Here is a 13,612-nt window from a genome sequence, read left to right on the forward strand (position 1 = left end):
CTGACCCATAGCAATCAAAACAATTTCAGATATATATCATCTTCGTGCATACCTCAACGGTTTCATTTTTAGGAGCTTTTTATGCGCGAAAATAACTACTATTTTGATGGTCCTGTTACGGCGGACAGGGTGCTCGACGCGGCCGCAGAAATCCTTGCTGCACGCGCCCTCCGAGGCGATCAATATTGCAATCCCGATGCAACAAAAACCTATTTATCTTGCAAATTAAAACACCATGAAAGAGAGGTGTTTGCGGTGATGTTTCTAGATAATCAGCATCGCCTTATTGCCTTTGAAGAGCTCTTCTTTGGCACAATTGATTCGGCAAGTGTTTATCCTCGGGAAGTTATCAAAGCGGCTTTAAAAGTCAATGCCGCCGCACTCATCTTTGCTCATAATCACCCTTCTGGCGATGCCACTCCTTCCCAAGCCGATAAACAAATTACGCAAAGGCTTAAAGAGGCTTTAGCGCTGGTGGACATTCGAGTTCTTGATCATATCGTGGTTGGTGATAGCGCCATCTCTTTTGCAGAAAGGGGGCTACTATGATCCAGAAAACATCGGGTGAACTGGAACTGTTGGATGGCTTTCATCGAGCATTGCTTTCGGTAATTCAACGTTATTCGATTCCTCCACAAGCTCAACGTATGGTCCTGAACTGTCGACAAAGACGCTATTACCAGACGGGGCAGGGGCTTCATCCCATTGAAATACAATTTCGTCGGACATCGGCCAGTGAAGATTGGCAGGTCGTCTGTTTAGCGAGTTTCTCTTATTCGGAAAACAAACCGAGTGAGATGGAGCCTGAACTCTACTTTCATCTCTTCAATCTTTGGTGTTATCAACCAGATAGCGGTGCTGCAAGTCTCGCACACCCGCAAGTGAAAGCGCTGTTAGATACTTGGCTGAACGCGCTCTCTCGACACCTTACTCAGTCCCTCTTTGATGACATTCAGTTATCGATGATTCAAACCTTCGATGAACACCACTCATGATCACGTTTTAACCTCGTCCACTTTTAGGAGAATTAGCTATGTCTATACTGAATTTTACGCCGTCAGTGCTGCCTGTTTCTAATAAGCTTCTGACGTTATTAAACCAACATTGTCATGCCTCAATGGAATCAACACAGTCCACCAGCCATGCCCTCTCTATCCATTTTCGAGACAAAAGCTATAGCGCGGAAGAAGGGGGATATCATCCGGTTGAGATTGGCCTCAACATTGTGAATGGTAAAACGGTTGATATTCTCTACATTACCGATTTTGCGTATATGGGGAGCTATTATCCGGAGTTAGAGCGATGCATTGATTTTGACTTTGGCAATCAAGTCGCTTTTACCGTCGCCACGGGATGGCAAAGCATTCGCTCTCCAGGTTTCGATGAGCTGTATCAAATGTGGGAGCAAAACTTTCTTCAGTACGTCGAATGGGAGTGTTACGACGACATTCAGATTTCTCATTAACTTTTTATAAATCTAGCCAGACTTCCACCTGTTGCTTTGCTTCTTGCTTATGTTCTTGTTTTACATGCGCCCCTACCGAAGCCAAAGCTGCCATCAACACACCAATGTCATCACTATAGCCAACTCCTACCAATACATCGGGTATGGCATCAATAGGTAAGACAAAGTAACCCAGCGCACTCAGTATTGCGGTTTTCGCCCAACGTGGCGTATCGCTGTCTTTCGCACAGTAGTAAAGGAGCAAGGCCGTTTCAATAACCTCACGACCAGCTTTCTTGGCGTAGCGTTTGAGCTTATCCCAAAAGGATTGCTCACTGTAATGTTCTTGGTGTTGAGTGTCTTGCATGAGAGGTCCCTCTGTTGAGGTTTCAGGATACTGGCTAGCTCGCTCATTTTTAAGACAAACCTTATCCGGTACGACATAAGTTAACGCACCAATTCGTACTATGCATGGGAACTGACCACTTAATAAGAAGGATAACCAAATGGGATTTTGGGACAACGTTGGAAAGCTTGCTAAAGCAGGCGCACAAGCGGGAGCGAAGATGGCTTCTGATACGTACGGTGATATGAAAGAAGCGCAAGCGGATGCTGCTCGTAAGAGTGATGATCAGTTAGCGCGCACTATTGCCAATCGTTCAGGCGGTACATGGGCCATTGGGGCTGCTCGCCAGGAGCTTAAAAGTCGTGGCTATAGTGACGATGCCATTCAAAGCTTGGTGAACCGTCACCGTTAATGATGGTAAGCGGACACGGCGCTTTGCCGTGTCCGCTGCTTTCTTTATTTCCTCGCAAAACTGCTGCGACATAAGTCAACGCAGCGCCTCGTAAACTCTCTTTAATCAATTCGTTAGCTCATTGTCTTTACTCGTCTCTTGTATGGGTGATAGTTCGTGCGCCTAAAAATAAAGCCATCTATGAACGATACTAAGCTTAATCGCTCTCAGCATTACATCCAGCTGGTTCTTGAGATTTATAAGCGCATTCCGAACAGTCGCAAAATCACAGCCAAAGAGATCCAGCAGCAACTGAGTGAAGTGGGTATTGTGCGTTCAGAGCGAACCATTCAACGTAATCTCACCGATATCGCTCAGTTCTTTGATGATGTCGACGTGGATATGCGCGACAAGCCTTTTGGCTATAGTCGTCGCTCGCGCCATTTGCTCTCACACGGTCCACAAGAGGCGGTTTTATTGAGCTTGGCGGAAAATTATCTGCGTTATCTTCTCCCTGTAAACTTGATGAAAACTCTCGACACGGTTTTCAATGACGCCAAGCAACACCTATTTCCCTCCACCAGCAATGTGAAAGAGCGTCAATGGCTAAAGAAAGTGCGCTTTGTTAGCGAGAGCGTACCGTTGCTTCCTCCCCACATCGACAATGAGATTTTTGAGAAGGTCAGTTACGCTCTCTTCCATAATCGTTATTTGTCCCTTTGTTATACCAATGCCAATCTAGAGCAGAAGAGCAAAGAGGTGATGCCATTGGGGTTAGCGCAACAAGGAAGCCGTCTGTATCTCGTGTGCCGTTTTCGCGGTCACACCAACGAGCGTTCTTTGGCGTTGCATCGTATCCATAAAGCAAACATCTCTACGTTTGATTTTGCTTATCCAAGTGATTTTGACTTGGAGCGGTATGATTTAGATGGGCGTTTTTACTTTGGTGAAGGGGAGGAAATACGACTGTCGTTTTGTATTGGCAGAGAAAGCGGTTATCACTTACTCGAAACGCCGCTGTCGATCGATCAGCACGTGGAATTAATCGATGGTGGATATCAAGTGACGGCAACGGTGATTGACTCACTTCAGCTCGATCGATGGTTACGCGGGTTTGGTGATGAGGTCTGGAGCATTACAAAAGAGGAATGCACCACAAAAATTGCTTAAGCCACTGCCTCTTGTTCTAGCATTGGCAAACCCAATCGCTCATCTCGTTCTGCCACTCTTTCTAATATCCAGTCTTGTACTTCGCTTTCTACCCAAGCCACGCTGCGAAAGCCCAGTGATACCGATTTAGGGAACTTACCCTCTGCCATGAGTTTGTACATATACGCACGGCTCAAACCTGTATTATCCAGCACTTCTTTTAGTCGAATTAGTCTCATTTTTCTGTCCTCATGATTTGTTCGTCATAAGGAGGTAGCTAGTTGTAATTTTTCCGGACGCTAACTAAGGAGCACTTATGTCCGAACAGCACGATCTTTTCACTACGCTTGAAAGCGAGATACGCCAGGCATCCCTCAATGAGCGTACTCGCACCAAGTTACTCGATAACCTCAAACAAATGAGAGCCACCGAGCTCAACATCCTCATTACAGGAGCCACCGGAGCAGGAAAAAGTTCAACGATTAACGCTCTCTTTGACATGGGCGTTGCAGAAGTGGGCATTGGGTGTGAACCGCACACTCAGGGTGTTACGCAATATCGTCTGAACAACCTCATTCTTTGGGATAGTCCTGGTCTGGGGGATGGCATCGAAGAAGACAAGCGCCATGCCCGCTTATTGAAAAATACGCTGAGAGCGAGAGATGAGCAGAACCGTTTCGTGATTGACCTGGTACTTGTGATTCTTGATGGTGGCTCACGCGATTTAGGCACACCTATCACCTTGATTAATGATGTGCTTATTCCAGCATTAGGCGAAGACGCACAGCACCGTTTAATTATCGCCATTAATCAAGCCGATAATGCGTTAAAAGGAAATCAATCCTGGGACTACGAAAACAATACACCGACACCTGTGTCGAAAACTTATCTTGAAACCATGGTGCGCTCGGTTCATCGACGCGTATTACGCGCAACAGGGGTGTATCTAAAGCCCGTCTACTACGTTGCGGGGCACTGTGATGGATTGGCCAAGCAACGGCCCTATAACCTTTCCAAGTTGCTGTATTTGATTGTTGAACGTTTACCAAAAAATAAACGGCTCTTACTGGCGAATCGCACGCTTTCCCCTCGACATGAGAATTGGAAAGACAACGATGCCAGCGATTACAACAAAAAAACCAGTCTTAGTTTGTGGGAGGCAATCTTCGACACGACGACTCAAGGTGCGCAATACGGCGAAGAAATAGGAAGTGTGTTTGGCACTACGGGCAAGCAGCTGGGCAAAATTATAGGCGGTGCGCTAGGGGCATGCTTAGGCAGTTTACGCTATCTCTTTGGCTGGTAGATAAGCACCGTTACGGTTACATCTCTCAAAGCCAACCTCTCTTCGACATAAGTTGTCGCAACCACCTTTTAATATCAACTCATTGAATAACTGTTCAAAGGATACTTCTCATGAAACCAATTGTGCTTACAACAGCACTGTCAGTGCTATTGGCCTTTAATGCGTCAGCTGAAGGCTACAAAGTGGAATACAAAGACATCAATACTCAATGGGGAACCAAAACGAAAATATTTGTGACCTCTCTGTTTGATTTCACCACTATCTACAAAATTGAGGTGAATCGAGGCAACTGCGAAGTTGCCTGGCCAGAGATGCCGAAGGTGACTGTTAACAAGAATAAATACAGCCAATCAGATGAGTTACTGAAAAATCTCAGCAACCCAGACTATAAGAAGCCCTCAAGCAGTAACACTACGAGTGGTGTGGTATGGCACCCATATCCATCTGTCGACTTGGAGTATGGTGACTCGACAGGTTACGTCACTACAACTCGCTGTCGCGTGTTAGAGATTGATATCTACTCTAGCGAAGGGGAGTACCGCTATACGACGGATTAGGTGACAGAAAGGCCCGTAGGGGCCTTTCTTTTTTGTCTTCTCACTTGCAACTGCTGTGGAAGTTTTTTCCTTTATCCCCAAAAGGCTTACTTTCAAGTTTTGCTAAATAGCTGACACGGTAAAAAGCCTGATTGTATTGGTTGTAAAAAGTCTCCGTATCTAGTCGCTTATTGATTTCATAAGTACCGTTATTAGGGAAAAAAATCGCACCACTTGCTTGCCCGACCGTAATACCGATTGCACTTGCCCAAGCCTTAGCGACCATCCCTGAAACGTATTCACCCGTAAGGTCATCGTACGGTCCTATTCCTTGAAAAACATCACCATTTAGCAATACGGCTACGTGATAGTGAGGATACACTGAAGTGACGACCTCTTTGCACCAGATAAATCGTGGCTTAGAGTGTCGGTTGTGCTTCTTGCGTTTTAGATAAGCACACATGATTGCTTTGAAGGACTCTTGGAACTTAGTAATCTGTTTGCCAGTTACCCCGTTAACCGGATAACCATCTGGGTAATGTAAATCAAATCGCATTAGCCGGGTTCGAGGGTATTGGCTTAGTGCATAATCGAAAGTCCGTTTTATTGAGGCTAAGTAGTTATTGTCAAGAGGACCGTTATTCGAGTTGCAGCTTAGCAGCATACCGCTGATGTAACGTTTGTCTGTACAGTTGTTGTTCATTTCTATCATTCCTATTGGTTAGTGTTCTCAATAGGTAGATAGGTTGTTGTAATTAATTAGATAAGATTCATATAAATACTATTATTACCGACAGTTTTTCACTCCCTTCCTCCAGCCACGTATCTTTGTTCAATAAGGCTTCCTGTGGCTTCAAAACTTGTAAAAGTTACTCTGATAAAAATTAAGGGATGCAAAGTAAGATTCTCTCGTGCTCTGACTTGTATCTGAGTTCATAGCGACACTGTTTCAAAGCAACATTTTGTTTTTGCATATGAAGGATGCTTTCACTAATTTGTTTTGCTCGAGATGACATATAGTTAAGTAACTGTTGGATGTAACAGTGCTCAGCATCCATTTTATCAAACAGTCCATCAATGGCTTTTCGGTAAAAGTTGCTCTGAGTCAATCTAGGCTCCCCTTGATTTATTAGGCTAATGAAGTGTTTCTCAAGACGATAATCGATTTGGAACATTATGCTGGTCGTTAGTTGTTGCTGGCTCACTAAATAGTAAGCAAACCCTTCTAGTGATCTCCCACTTAACCCGGAAGATCTGTCTACAGCGTGTTGTGCGTTAAAGTTGATCAGAGAAGCTAACGTGTCTTTTGAGCGTACATCCAAGATCGTATTAATTTTAACTTGATAACCACCAAGCATTTCCATGTTCAAAAAGTACACAGCTTTATGTTTGCCGATAAGTTTGTGGCATATCCCTGGGATATAATGAGATATCAAGTTACTTTGTCTTAACTTCCTTACTAATGATTGAATTCGATTTTCAGTGCATCCCATCCAGTGAGACAATTCACGAGAACTAACAGAATCTACGGTTCCTGCTTCGTTCGCTTTACTAATCAAGAGTATCAATAAAAGGCGGTTTGCTAATGTTAGTTTTCTGGATTTGATTAGGTATAGTTTTTGTATTCTATCCACAATAAAAGATGCTAAATCCACTTCTACAGTTTGAGCCCGGGAATCAAAACATCCAAGATTTATCTGGTAACTTGAAATTGGCCTTCCTGGCTTTTTAAGCTCTGTTGTATCTGTCATTGGCTCAACAATTCTGAGCTCTTTAAGCTGAGCCAGGCCCTTCAAAATTTGAGTTTTACTCACACCATATTGCTTAACCATATCCAAGAGTGGTTTGCTGTATTTTTTGTGATTATCCGCGTCTTGATACATCAAAAGTAGAAGCATCTTTGACTCGGGGCTCAATTGGGCTACATGGCTATAAAGTATAGATTTCAACGTTAAACTCTTATTAAAGTCGTATTTGAATGGTATTTATATCAGAAAAGTGGACTATGTCATGTGACATAGTCCTCAGACAGAGTCATATAAAAGTGCATAATATTATAACTATTTGATGGATACGGTTAGCAGATAATTGTGAACAGACTCAAAGGGTTTAGCTTTAAAAACGATGTACATCTTGCTTGGCTAGATGGTTACCTTAAGAAATTTGATACAGTTCCTATAATTCAGGACCACTACTTTTCTTTGTCACACATTTACGAAGAAAAAACTATTAGGTATCGATTCGATAAATTAGTAAAAGCACTTCATAGTAGTGCTGAAGGTCGAGAAAGGTGGCGACGTTTAAATACTGCATGGCTAAAAAAAAGCAACAGGGATAAAGCGAAGCAAAATGGCAAGAAGTATTACAGCTTTGAGCTTAGTGCTGAGTTTGAGCTGAACCTTAAAAAACTATCTGGAGATAAATCTTATAAAGAGACACTAGAGTCACTGGTTAATGGTGCGCTTACAGAGATGCAGAATCGTCAAAGATTGGCAGATGAACAAGAAATAGTGTCCTTACAGAACAATAAGATTGTGCAACTCAGTGAGGAGTTGAGGCTAGCGAAAGAGGAGATACAAGAATTGAAATCTAAGCTGGATGAAAAGAGTATGTTTTCTGCACCAGATCAAACAGCCTTAAACTTAAAGTTTTAAATCAGTCTGCATACATTATAAAACGCCACGAGCAAAGCTGGTGGCGTTGACATCAAATCCAATCATAGCAATCGAGCATTTTAGATGCTCCCGTACCCCAAGCCGTACCCAGGGTGTTTTTTCCTACAATTAAAAACCTTTGAATCCCTTATTTAATGCGCTCTAGCATCACGCCAGCTTCCATGTGGTGGGTGTAAGGGAATTGGTCGAACAGAGCAAAGCGCGTCACATTGTGAGTTTCGCTTAGAATGTCCAAGTTCTCTTTTAGTGTTTCTGGATTACAAGAGATGTACATGATGCGCTCGTAGCCTTGCACCATTTTGCACGTATCCACATCCATACCTGCACGTGGTGGATCGACAAAAATCGTGTTGCAGTTGTAGCTCTTCAGGTCGACACCATTGTCTTTTAAACGACGGAATTCGCGCTTACCTTCCATTGCTTCTGTAAATTCTTCTGCCGACATACGGATGATTTGTACGTTGTCGATCTTGTTCGCTGCAATGTTGTATTGTGCTGATTCTACCGAAGGCTTAGCAAGCTCAGTAGCAAGTACACGGTCGAAGTTTTGCGCTAATGCTAACGAGAAGTTGCCGTTACCACAGTAAAGCTCTAGTAGGTCGCCAGTGCTCTCTTGAGTACAGTCAACCGCCCATTCCAACATCTTCTCTGCTACTTTGCCATTCGGTTGGGTGAAGCTGTTTTCAACTTGCTGGTAGATGTAGCTTTGGCCATTTACGTCCAGCTTTTCGATCACGTAGTCACGGTCTAGGATGATTTTCATCTTACGTGCGCGGCCAATGATGTTGAGGTTGAAACCTTCGTCGTTGAGGCGCTGTTTCAGCGCTTTCGCGTTTTCAATCCATTCCTCATCTAATTGACGATGGTAAAGCAGAGAAACCAGAATCTCACCGCTTAGCGTCGATAGGAAATCCACCTGGAATAGTTTACGGCGTAGGGATTCGTTGTCTTTCATCGCTTCAACCAATAGCGGCATCAAGTCGTTGATCAGACGGCTGGCTGCTGGGAATTGGTCTACGCGGTATTTCTCACGAGTCTCTTGGTTGAACATGATGTAGTACAGGTCTTCACCTTCATGCCAAACACGGAACTCAGCACGCATACGGTAATGCTGCTCTGGTGATTCAAACACTTCCAGTTCTGGCACGTTGTATGGCGCGAACATATCAGTGAGACGTTCGACTTTTTCAGCCAGTTGTTCTTGGTAGCGTTGTGGATTTACATCAAGAGTAGCCATGATCTTACCTTTTATGGTGCATTCAATTTAAGAGCGCAGATTTTATTCAATCTCAATAGGATGTCCAGTTTTGTACGGGAATTGATTTAAAGATAGTGCGTACAGGTTGAGGAGAAAGCAAAATTAATCAAAACGTTACAATTTCTATGGGCAATATTGGCTGGACAAATAATCAATAGCTGAATAATATTTGCCTCAAGCTGGTGGCATCTAGCAATCTAGATGGCTGAAATGGGAATCTGGTGAAAATCCAGAACTGACGCGCAGCGGTAAAAGAGAACGAACGCTCATCACGACACTGCATTAGTTTATGTGGGAAGTCGAGCAACTAGGTGGTGTAAACCTCGCTCTTCAGTCCGAATACCTGCTAGCAACTGAGCCATAGCACTGGACTGCCTAAGGAGGCAGGGCTCGGAAGGAATTACGCGATTTAGGACAATATAATGAAAAAATCCGCATTGGCGATCACCCTGGCATCGCTGCTTTCACCTGTCTCTTATCTACAGGCCCAAGAAATTTCTGTTGACGAAACCATCGTAGTTACTGCGAATCGATTCAAGCAAATCGATGGTGCTGTTCTAGCTCAAACCGTGACAGTAACGAAAGAAGATATTCGCCGTCAGCAAGCCGACAGTTTGTTTGATGTGTTCCGTACTTTGCCTAGTATTGAGGTTGCTCAGTATGGTGGCCGTGGCCAAAGCGCATCGATTTTTGTTCGCGGTGGCAGTGCCAACCAAGTGTTGGTTTTGGTTGATGGTGTACGTATGCCTCGCGCAATCATGGGCGGTATCGATTTCAACCAATTTCCAATCAACTCTATTGAACGTATCGACTACATTCGCGGCGCACGCGCATCTATCTATGGCTCAGAGGCGATTTCCGGCGTAATCAACATTATTACTCGAGCAAGTATTGATGATGATGCAAGCCGAGTGTCGGCTGGTTATGGCTCCAACAATCATAAAAAAGGCACGTTTGCCGTATCTAAACCTGTAGGTGAAGGTAAGCACATCAAAGGGGTATTAGGTTACGAGAAAACGGATGGTTTTAACGTTAAACCTTTGCCGGGTTTGAATGATGGCGATGAGCACGGATTTGAAACGTTGAACCTTAAATTAGGTTACCAGCAAAACTTTTCTGATAATTTTTCTGGTTACGTAGGCTTTAGTACATACAGCAACGAATACGACTATGACAACAGCAGTTATGGCAATCCTGGGTGGGGAACAGTAGATAAGCACGAAAAGAAAACGGGTGAAGTGGAATACGTAGGTGCAGATTTGTCACTTGAGTATTCTAAAGATGTTTACACTTCTGAGTTGAAGTTAGCTTACGGTCAACAAGACAACTATGACCTTAAATCGGGCCAAAGTAAGTCGACCGGCGATCACGTGGCCATCGAACAGTTCAATGCAATTTGGCTAAACTCATACAGCATCAATGATGAACTGAGTATTGGGGGCGGCTTAGATTACCGTAATGAGAAGTTAGCAAAAGGCTACCTTGCACCAAGTGACTGGGGACCAGCGAAAGACTACAACCCAGAGAAGAACCCAAGAACAAACATTGGCATCAGCGCAATTGCTCAATATGCATTGAATGCATGGACCTTCGAAGCCAGCGTACGTAATGATGAAAACAACCAGTTTGGCAACAACACTACGTGGCAAACCGCAGCAGGTTGGAGAGTTTACGAAGGATACGAATTAACGCTGAGCCACGGCACTGCATTCCGTGCGCCTAGCTTTGTTGATTTGTATTACCCTGGCTATGAAATGCCGAACTTAAAGCCAGAAGAGTCAAAAAACACGGAACTGTCGTTATCTGGTGTGGCATCGATTGTTGATTGGACTGTAACTGGGTATTACAACCAAATTGAAAACATGCTGATCTGGAAAGGTGCGGGCATGCAAAACATTGGTGAAGCTGAGATTAAAGGTATCGAACTAGAAGTTAAACTCGATACTGATATTGTCTCTCATGAGTTCTACCTAGATTACAAAGATCCTGTCGACAAGTCTGGTGCAGAAGATACCCAACTAGCATACCGCTCCAAGCGCGGTGCCAAGTGGAATGCTTATGCGACATTTGACCAATGGACGTTGGGTTCGCAGTATCTTTACCAAGGTGAGCGCTTTAATGGTAGTACAAGACTACCGAGCTACAGCCTATGGAACTTCACCGCTTCTTACGCTGTAAACTCAAGTTGGGACATCAACGCAAAACTAAGCAACGCTTTCGATAAAAACTACGAGATGTACTCAGGTTACGCAACTCCTGGGCGTCAGTACTTTGTATCCGCTGACTACCGATTCTAATTGCGTTTGATACAACAAAGGCCGCCTTATTGGCGGTCTTTATCATTATTGGTGTGCAGAAAATGGCTGGAAAACAAAATGACGAAACCAAAACGTGTCGTAATCAGCTGGTCGAGTGGTAAAGATTCGACATTAACGCTTGAGCGCCTTAACGAGAATCCAAATTATCAAGTTGTCGGTTTGTACACGACTTACGTAGGGAAAGAAGTCCCTTTCCAAGCAACGCCGCTTGAGGTCGTGCAAATGCAAGCAGACTTACTTGCTCTTCCGCTCATTACTATCGAGCTACCTGAAGTCTTTCCAAGTAACGACATTTATCAATCGACCATCGTTAATGCATTACAAAGTAGTGGTCTAAACGTAGAAGCTGTCGCATTTGGCGATATGTTCTGCAATGGTATCGCCGACTATCGACGTAGCTACATTGAGCCAGCAGGATGGGAATGTGTCTTTCCTCTCTTAGGGGAGAATAGTTTGAGCTTAGCGATGGAAGTCATAGAACGTGGAATTAAAACTATGTTGATTACCATTGATGGAAAGGTACTTGCTCCAGCATGGTGTGGTCGTTGGTATGACCAAGTATTAATCGAGTCATTACCACGTCATATTGATCCATGTGGAGAAAATGGTGAGTTCCACACATTGGTGACATCAACCCCTTCATTTCAAGGACATATAGAACTGACTAAGCTTGAAGTGGAAATAGGGGAGCGATTTAGCCATCAAAGATACCACGCTAAAGCATTGCCAAAACAAATCTAACCAGTATGATCGCCGAGTCTCTATTCATCAGGTAAGACTCGTGCGAGCATCAAGTAAGAAAAAAGTTCTAGTGTTTGATTCCGGTGTCGGCGGACTGTCAGTTTTCCAAGAAATTCACCAACTCCTTCCACACTTAGACTACTTCTATCTGTTCGATAACGAAGCTTATCCTTACGGCGAACTCGATCAGAATGTGCTTGTCTCGCGCGTCAATCAGCTGGTTTCCGCATTGGTAGCAAAGCATCACATCGATATCGTCGTCATTGCGTGCAATACTGCCAGTACAATCGTATTGCCGTCATTGCGTGACAACTTATCAGTGCCAGTTGTTGGCGTCGTGCCTGCCATCAAACCAGCCTCCCTACTAGCGACTCAGGGAGTAGGGTTAATCGCAACGCCTGCGACCGTCACTCGTCAATACACTCATGAACTGATCCGCGATTTTGCACAAGGTAAGCCAGTTGAATTGCTAGGTTCGACGCGTTTGGTTGATATGGCAGAAGAAAAGCTACGTGGTGAAAGTGTTCCTTTGGATGAACTGAAAAGTATCTTATCGCCGTTATGCAATAAAGTAGACGTCGCTGTACTTGGTTGTACACACTTCCCACTAATCAAAAACGAAATTCAGCAAGTGCTGGGTAGCAACGTCGTTTTGATTGATTCTGGGGAGGCGATAGCGCGCCGGGTTAAAGCATTACTGTCTTGTGGCGAGCTTGAAGAGAAAGAAGAAGGGATAAAACGAATCTTTGCCAGCGCACCTCCTTGGCAAGAAGATGCACTGAACATTTGTTTGGCGAAATTAGGATTTAATCCAGTTCAGATTTATCGCCATCTGGGTGTTTCGGATCGTTAGCAATACGAACTTTAAGTGTTCGCTCCATATATTCCCTTTCATTTAACTTCGCGATAGCCGGTTCTGCATCAGCAGCGGCCATAACGACAAAACCAAACCCTCTTCTTTTACCTGTGCGTTTATCTTTCATTAAGCGCACAGCAAATACCTGCCCATACTCTGCAAATAAATCACGAACGTGACTCTCATTTGCTTTGTAAGGAAGGTTACCGACATACAGCGTTTTAGTTGAAGGATCAGATTCCGTTGGTTGAATAGATGGTGTTTGGCTAGAAAATGAAAATAGAAAAGCAGTAGCGGCAACACCGATAAGAAAGCTCAAAGCTGGTGGAATAGCGAATTGAGAGAATAGCACTCCCCCAATGACGGCCAGCCCGGCAGATAGGATCAGATTTTTTTTAGACGTCATTTTGATTACTACATATAGATAATAAAGAGATCGATTGTCTATTTAACAGAATAGACACATGAATCTTACGTATATGGTTGGTGTTTTTCCAACCAATTGCTGTGATATGTCTCAAATGTGACGAAGAAATATGCAAATTTCGGCGTTTTGATGGATTAATGAACGGTTGAAAGTTTTTTTGCAAAA

At 43.9% G+C, this 13,612-nt stretch carries 17 protein-coding genes and 1 riboswitch; of the genes, 11 read left to right on the forward strand and 6 right to left on the reverse strand.

All coding sequences use genetic code 11. The features are described from left to right. The first annotated feature begins 81 nt into the window (after nt 1–81). The 3 genes from radC to OU793_RS16055 are packed head-to-tail and all read left to right on the forward strand — an operon-like array spanning nt 82 to nt 1,465. Nucleotides 82–549: a DNA repair protein RadC gene (radC, locus tag OU793_RS16045; RefSeq protein WP_274647801.1), complete on the forward strand. Its 468-nt coding sequence runs from the start codon at nt 82–84 to the stop codon at nt 547–549. Next, on the forward strand, nt 546–995 hold the full coding sequence (locus OU793_RS16050) for a DUF2787 family protein (RefSeq protein ID WP_274647802.1): 450 nt from the start codon (nt 546–548) through the stop codon (nt 993–995). The genes radC and OU793_RS16050 overlap by 4 nt, the downstream gene beginning before the upstream one ends. Nucleotides 996–1,033: 38 nt before the next feature. Beyond that, complete coding sequence (locus tag OU793_RS16055; protein ID WP_029848564.1) at nt 1,034–1,465, forward strand: DUF2787 family protein; 432 nt, start codon at nt 1,034–1,036, stop codon at nt 1,463–1,465. Between the two features lie 4 nt (nt 1,466–1,469). On the opposite strand, the gene OU793_RS16060 is transcribed toward OU793_RS16055, so the two are convergent. Then, nucleotides 1,470–1,811 carry a YkvA family protein gene (locus tag OU793_RS16060; RefSeq protein WP_069548433.1) on the reverse strand — a complete coding sequence of 114 codons (342 nt, stop codon included), beginning with the start codon at nt 1,809–1,811 and terminating at the stop codon, nt 1,470–1,472. 139 nt (nt 1,812–1,950) lie between these two features. Between OU793_RS16060 and OU793_RS16065 the strand changes: the two genes are divergently transcribed. Both OU793_RS16065 and OU793_RS16070 read left to right on the forward strand, forming a co-directional pair. Further along, nucleotides 1,951–2,202 (forward strand): hypothetical protein, encoded by a 252-nt coding sequence (locus tag OU793_RS16065; RefSeq protein ID WP_004724214.1) that lies wholly within the window; start codon nt 1,951–1,953, stop codon nt 2,200–2,202. Nucleotides 2,203–2,382: 180 nt separating this feature from the next. Further along, a complete protein-coding gene (locus OU793_RS16070) occupies nt 2,383–3,351 on the forward strand; it encodes a YafY family protein (RefSeq protein WP_029559389.1) in 969 nt (322 codons plus the stop codon). Here OU793_RS16070 and OU793_RS16075 read toward each other — a convergent pair. Next, nucleotides 3,348–3,569: an AlpA family transcriptional regulator gene (locus OU793_RS16075; RefSeq protein WP_005378664.1), complete on the reverse strand. Its 222-nt coding sequence runs from the start codon at nt 3,567–3,569 to the stop codon at nt 3,348–3,350. The genes OU793_RS16070 and OU793_RS16075 overlap by 4 nt on opposite strands. Before the next feature lie 77 nt (nt 3,570–3,646). On the opposite strand from OU793_RS16075, the gene OU793_RS16080 reads away from it, so the two are divergent. Both OU793_RS16080 and OU793_RS16085 read left to right on the forward strand, forming a co-directional pair. Continuing rightward, entirely contained in the window at nt 3,647–4,636 is a 990-nt protein-coding gene (locus OU793_RS16080; protein WP_274647803.1) for a GTPase family protein, read from the forward strand. Between the two features lie 110 nt (nt 4,637–4,746). Next, complete coding sequence (locus tag OU793_RS16085; protein WP_029836846.1) at nt 4,747–5,193, forward strand: hypothetical protein; 447 nt, start codon at nt 4,747–4,749, stop codon at nt 5,191–5,193. A 40-nt stretch (nt 5,194–5,233) separates the two neighbouring features. On the opposite strand, the gene OU793_RS16090 is transcribed toward OU793_RS16085, so the two are convergent. Continuing rightward, a complete protein-coding gene (locus tag OU793_RS16090) occupies nt 5,234–5,875 on the reverse strand; it encodes an inovirus Gp2 family protein (protein WP_088428170.1) in 642 nt (213 codons plus the stop codon). Nucleotides 5,876–6,056: 181 nt separating this feature from the next. Further along, a complete protein-coding gene (locus tag OU793_RS16095) occupies nt 6,057–7,121 on the reverse strand; it encodes a helix-turn-helix domain-containing protein (RefSeq protein ID WP_274647804.1) in 1,065 nt (354 codons plus the stop codon). A 141-nt stretch (nt 7,122–7,262) separates the two neighbouring features. Between OU793_RS16095 and OU793_RS16100 the strand changes: the two genes are divergently transcribed. Continuing rightward, nucleotides 7,263–7,826, forward strand: a complete 564-nt coding sequence (locus tag OU793_RS16100; protein ID WP_263122059.1) for a hypothetical protein — start codon at nt 7,263–7,265, stop codon at nt 7,824–7,826. Between the two features lie 148 nt (nt 7,827–7,974). On the opposite strand, the gene trmA is transcribed toward OU793_RS16100, so the two are convergent. Beyond that, complete coding sequence (trmA, locus tag OU793_RS16105; protein ID WP_025610459.1) at nt 7,975–9,084, reverse strand: tRNA (uridine(54)-C5)-methyltransferase TrmA; 1,110 nt, start codon at nt 9,082–9,084, stop codon at nt 7,975–7,977. Between the two features lie 184 nt (nt 9,085–9,268). Beyond that, a riboswitch (cobalamin riboswitch) is annotated at nt 9,269–9,471 on the forward strand. Between the two features lie 56 nt (nt 9,472–9,527). Here trmA and OU793_RS16110 point away from each other — a divergent pair. From OU793_RS16110 to murI, 3 genes are all read left to right on the forward strand, one after another. Beyond that, a complete protein-coding gene (locus tag OU793_RS16110) occupies nt 9,528–11,402 on the forward strand; it encodes a TonB-dependent receptor (protein WP_140104106.1) in 1,875 nt (624 codons plus the stop codon). A gap of 78 nt (nt 11,403–11,480) precedes the next feature. Next, nucleotides 11,481–12,164, forward strand: coding sequence for an adenine nucleotide alpha hydrolase (locus OU793_RS16115; protein ID WP_140104107.1), 684 nt, complete (start codon nt 11,481–11,483; stop codon nt 12,162–12,164). 40 nt (nt 12,165–12,204) lie between these two features. Next, nucleotides 12,205–13,017: a glutamate racemase gene (gene murI, locus OU793_RS16120; RefSeq protein ID WP_140104108.1), complete on the forward strand. Its 813-nt coding sequence runs from the start codon at nt 12,205–12,207 to the stop codon at nt 13,015–13,017. On the opposite strand, the gene OU793_RS16125 is transcribed toward murI, so the two are convergent. After that, on the reverse strand, nt 12,971–13,426 hold the full coding sequence (locus OU793_RS16125; RefSeq protein WP_005480876.1) for an RNA-binding protein: 456 nt from the start codon (nt 13,424–13,426) through the stop codon (nt 12,971–12,973). The two genes, murI and OU793_RS16125, sit on opposite strands and share 47 nt — an antisense overlap. Nucleotides 13,427–13,612 lie beyond the last annotated feature (186 nt).

It is taken from the genome of Vibrio sp. VP6, from assembly GCF_028823755.1.
Taxonomy (GTDB): Bacteria; Pseudomonadota; Gammaproteobacteria; order Enterobacterales; family Vibrionaceae; genus Vibrio; species Vibrio parahaemolyticus.

Excerpts from the sequence above, each read along its gene's own strand:
- OU793_RS16050 (WP_274647802.1), top strand. The coding sequence starts at position 546 with ATGATCCAGAAAACATCGGGTGAACTGGAACTGTTGGATGGCTTTCAT.
- OU793_RS16085 (WP_029836846.1), top strand. The coding sequence starts at position 4,747 with ATGAAACCAATTGTGCTTACAACAGCACTGTCAGTGCTATTGGCCTTT.
- OU793_RS16070 (WP_029559389.1), top strand. The coding sequence starts at position 2,383 with ATGAACGATACTAAGCTTAATCGCTCTCAGCATTACATCCAGCTGGTT.
- radC (WP_274647801.1), top strand. The coding sequence starts at position 82 with ATGCGCGAAAATAACTACTATTTTGATGGTCCTGTTACGGCGGACAGG.
- OU793_RS16055 (WP_029848564.1), top strand. The coding sequence starts at position 1,034 with ATGTCTATACTGAATTTTACGCCGTCAGTGCTGCCTGTTTCTAATAAG.
- OU793_RS16065 (WP_004724214.1), top strand. The coding sequence starts at position 1,951 with ATGGGATTTTGGGACAACGTTGGAAAGCTTGCTAAAGCAGGCGCACAA.
- OU793_RS16060 (WP_069548433.1), bottom strand. The coding sequence starts at position 1,811 with ATGCAAGACACTCAACACCAAGAACATTACAGTGAGCAATCCTTTTGG.
- OU793_RS16075 (WP_005378664.1), bottom strand. The coding sequence starts at position 3,569 with ATGAGACTAATTCGACTAAAAGAAGTGCTGGATAATACAGGTTTGAGC.
- OU793_RS16080 (WP_274647803.1), top strand. The coding sequence starts at position 3,647 with ATGTCCGAACAGCACGATCTTTTCACTACGCTTGAAAGCGAGATACGC.
- OU793_RS16125 (WP_005480876.1), bottom strand. The coding sequence starts at position 13,426 with ATGACGTCTAAAAAAAATCTGATCCTATCTGCCGGGCTGGCCGTCATT.
- trmA (WP_025610459.1), bottom strand. The coding sequence starts at position 9,084 with ATGGCTACTCTTGATGTAAATCCACAACGCTACCAAGAACAACTGGCT.
- OU793_RS16115 (WP_140104107.1), top strand. The coding sequence starts at position 11,481 with ATGACGAAACCAAAACGTGTCGTAATCAGCTGGTCGAGTGGTAAAGAT.
- OU793_RS16090 (WP_088428170.1), bottom strand. The coding sequence starts at position 5,875 with ATGAACAACAACTGTACAGACAAACGTTACATCAGCGGTATGCTGCTA.
- OU793_RS16110 (WP_140104106.1), top strand. The coding sequence starts at position 9,528 with ATGAAAAAATCCGCATTGGCGATCACCCTGGCATCGCTGCTTTCACCT.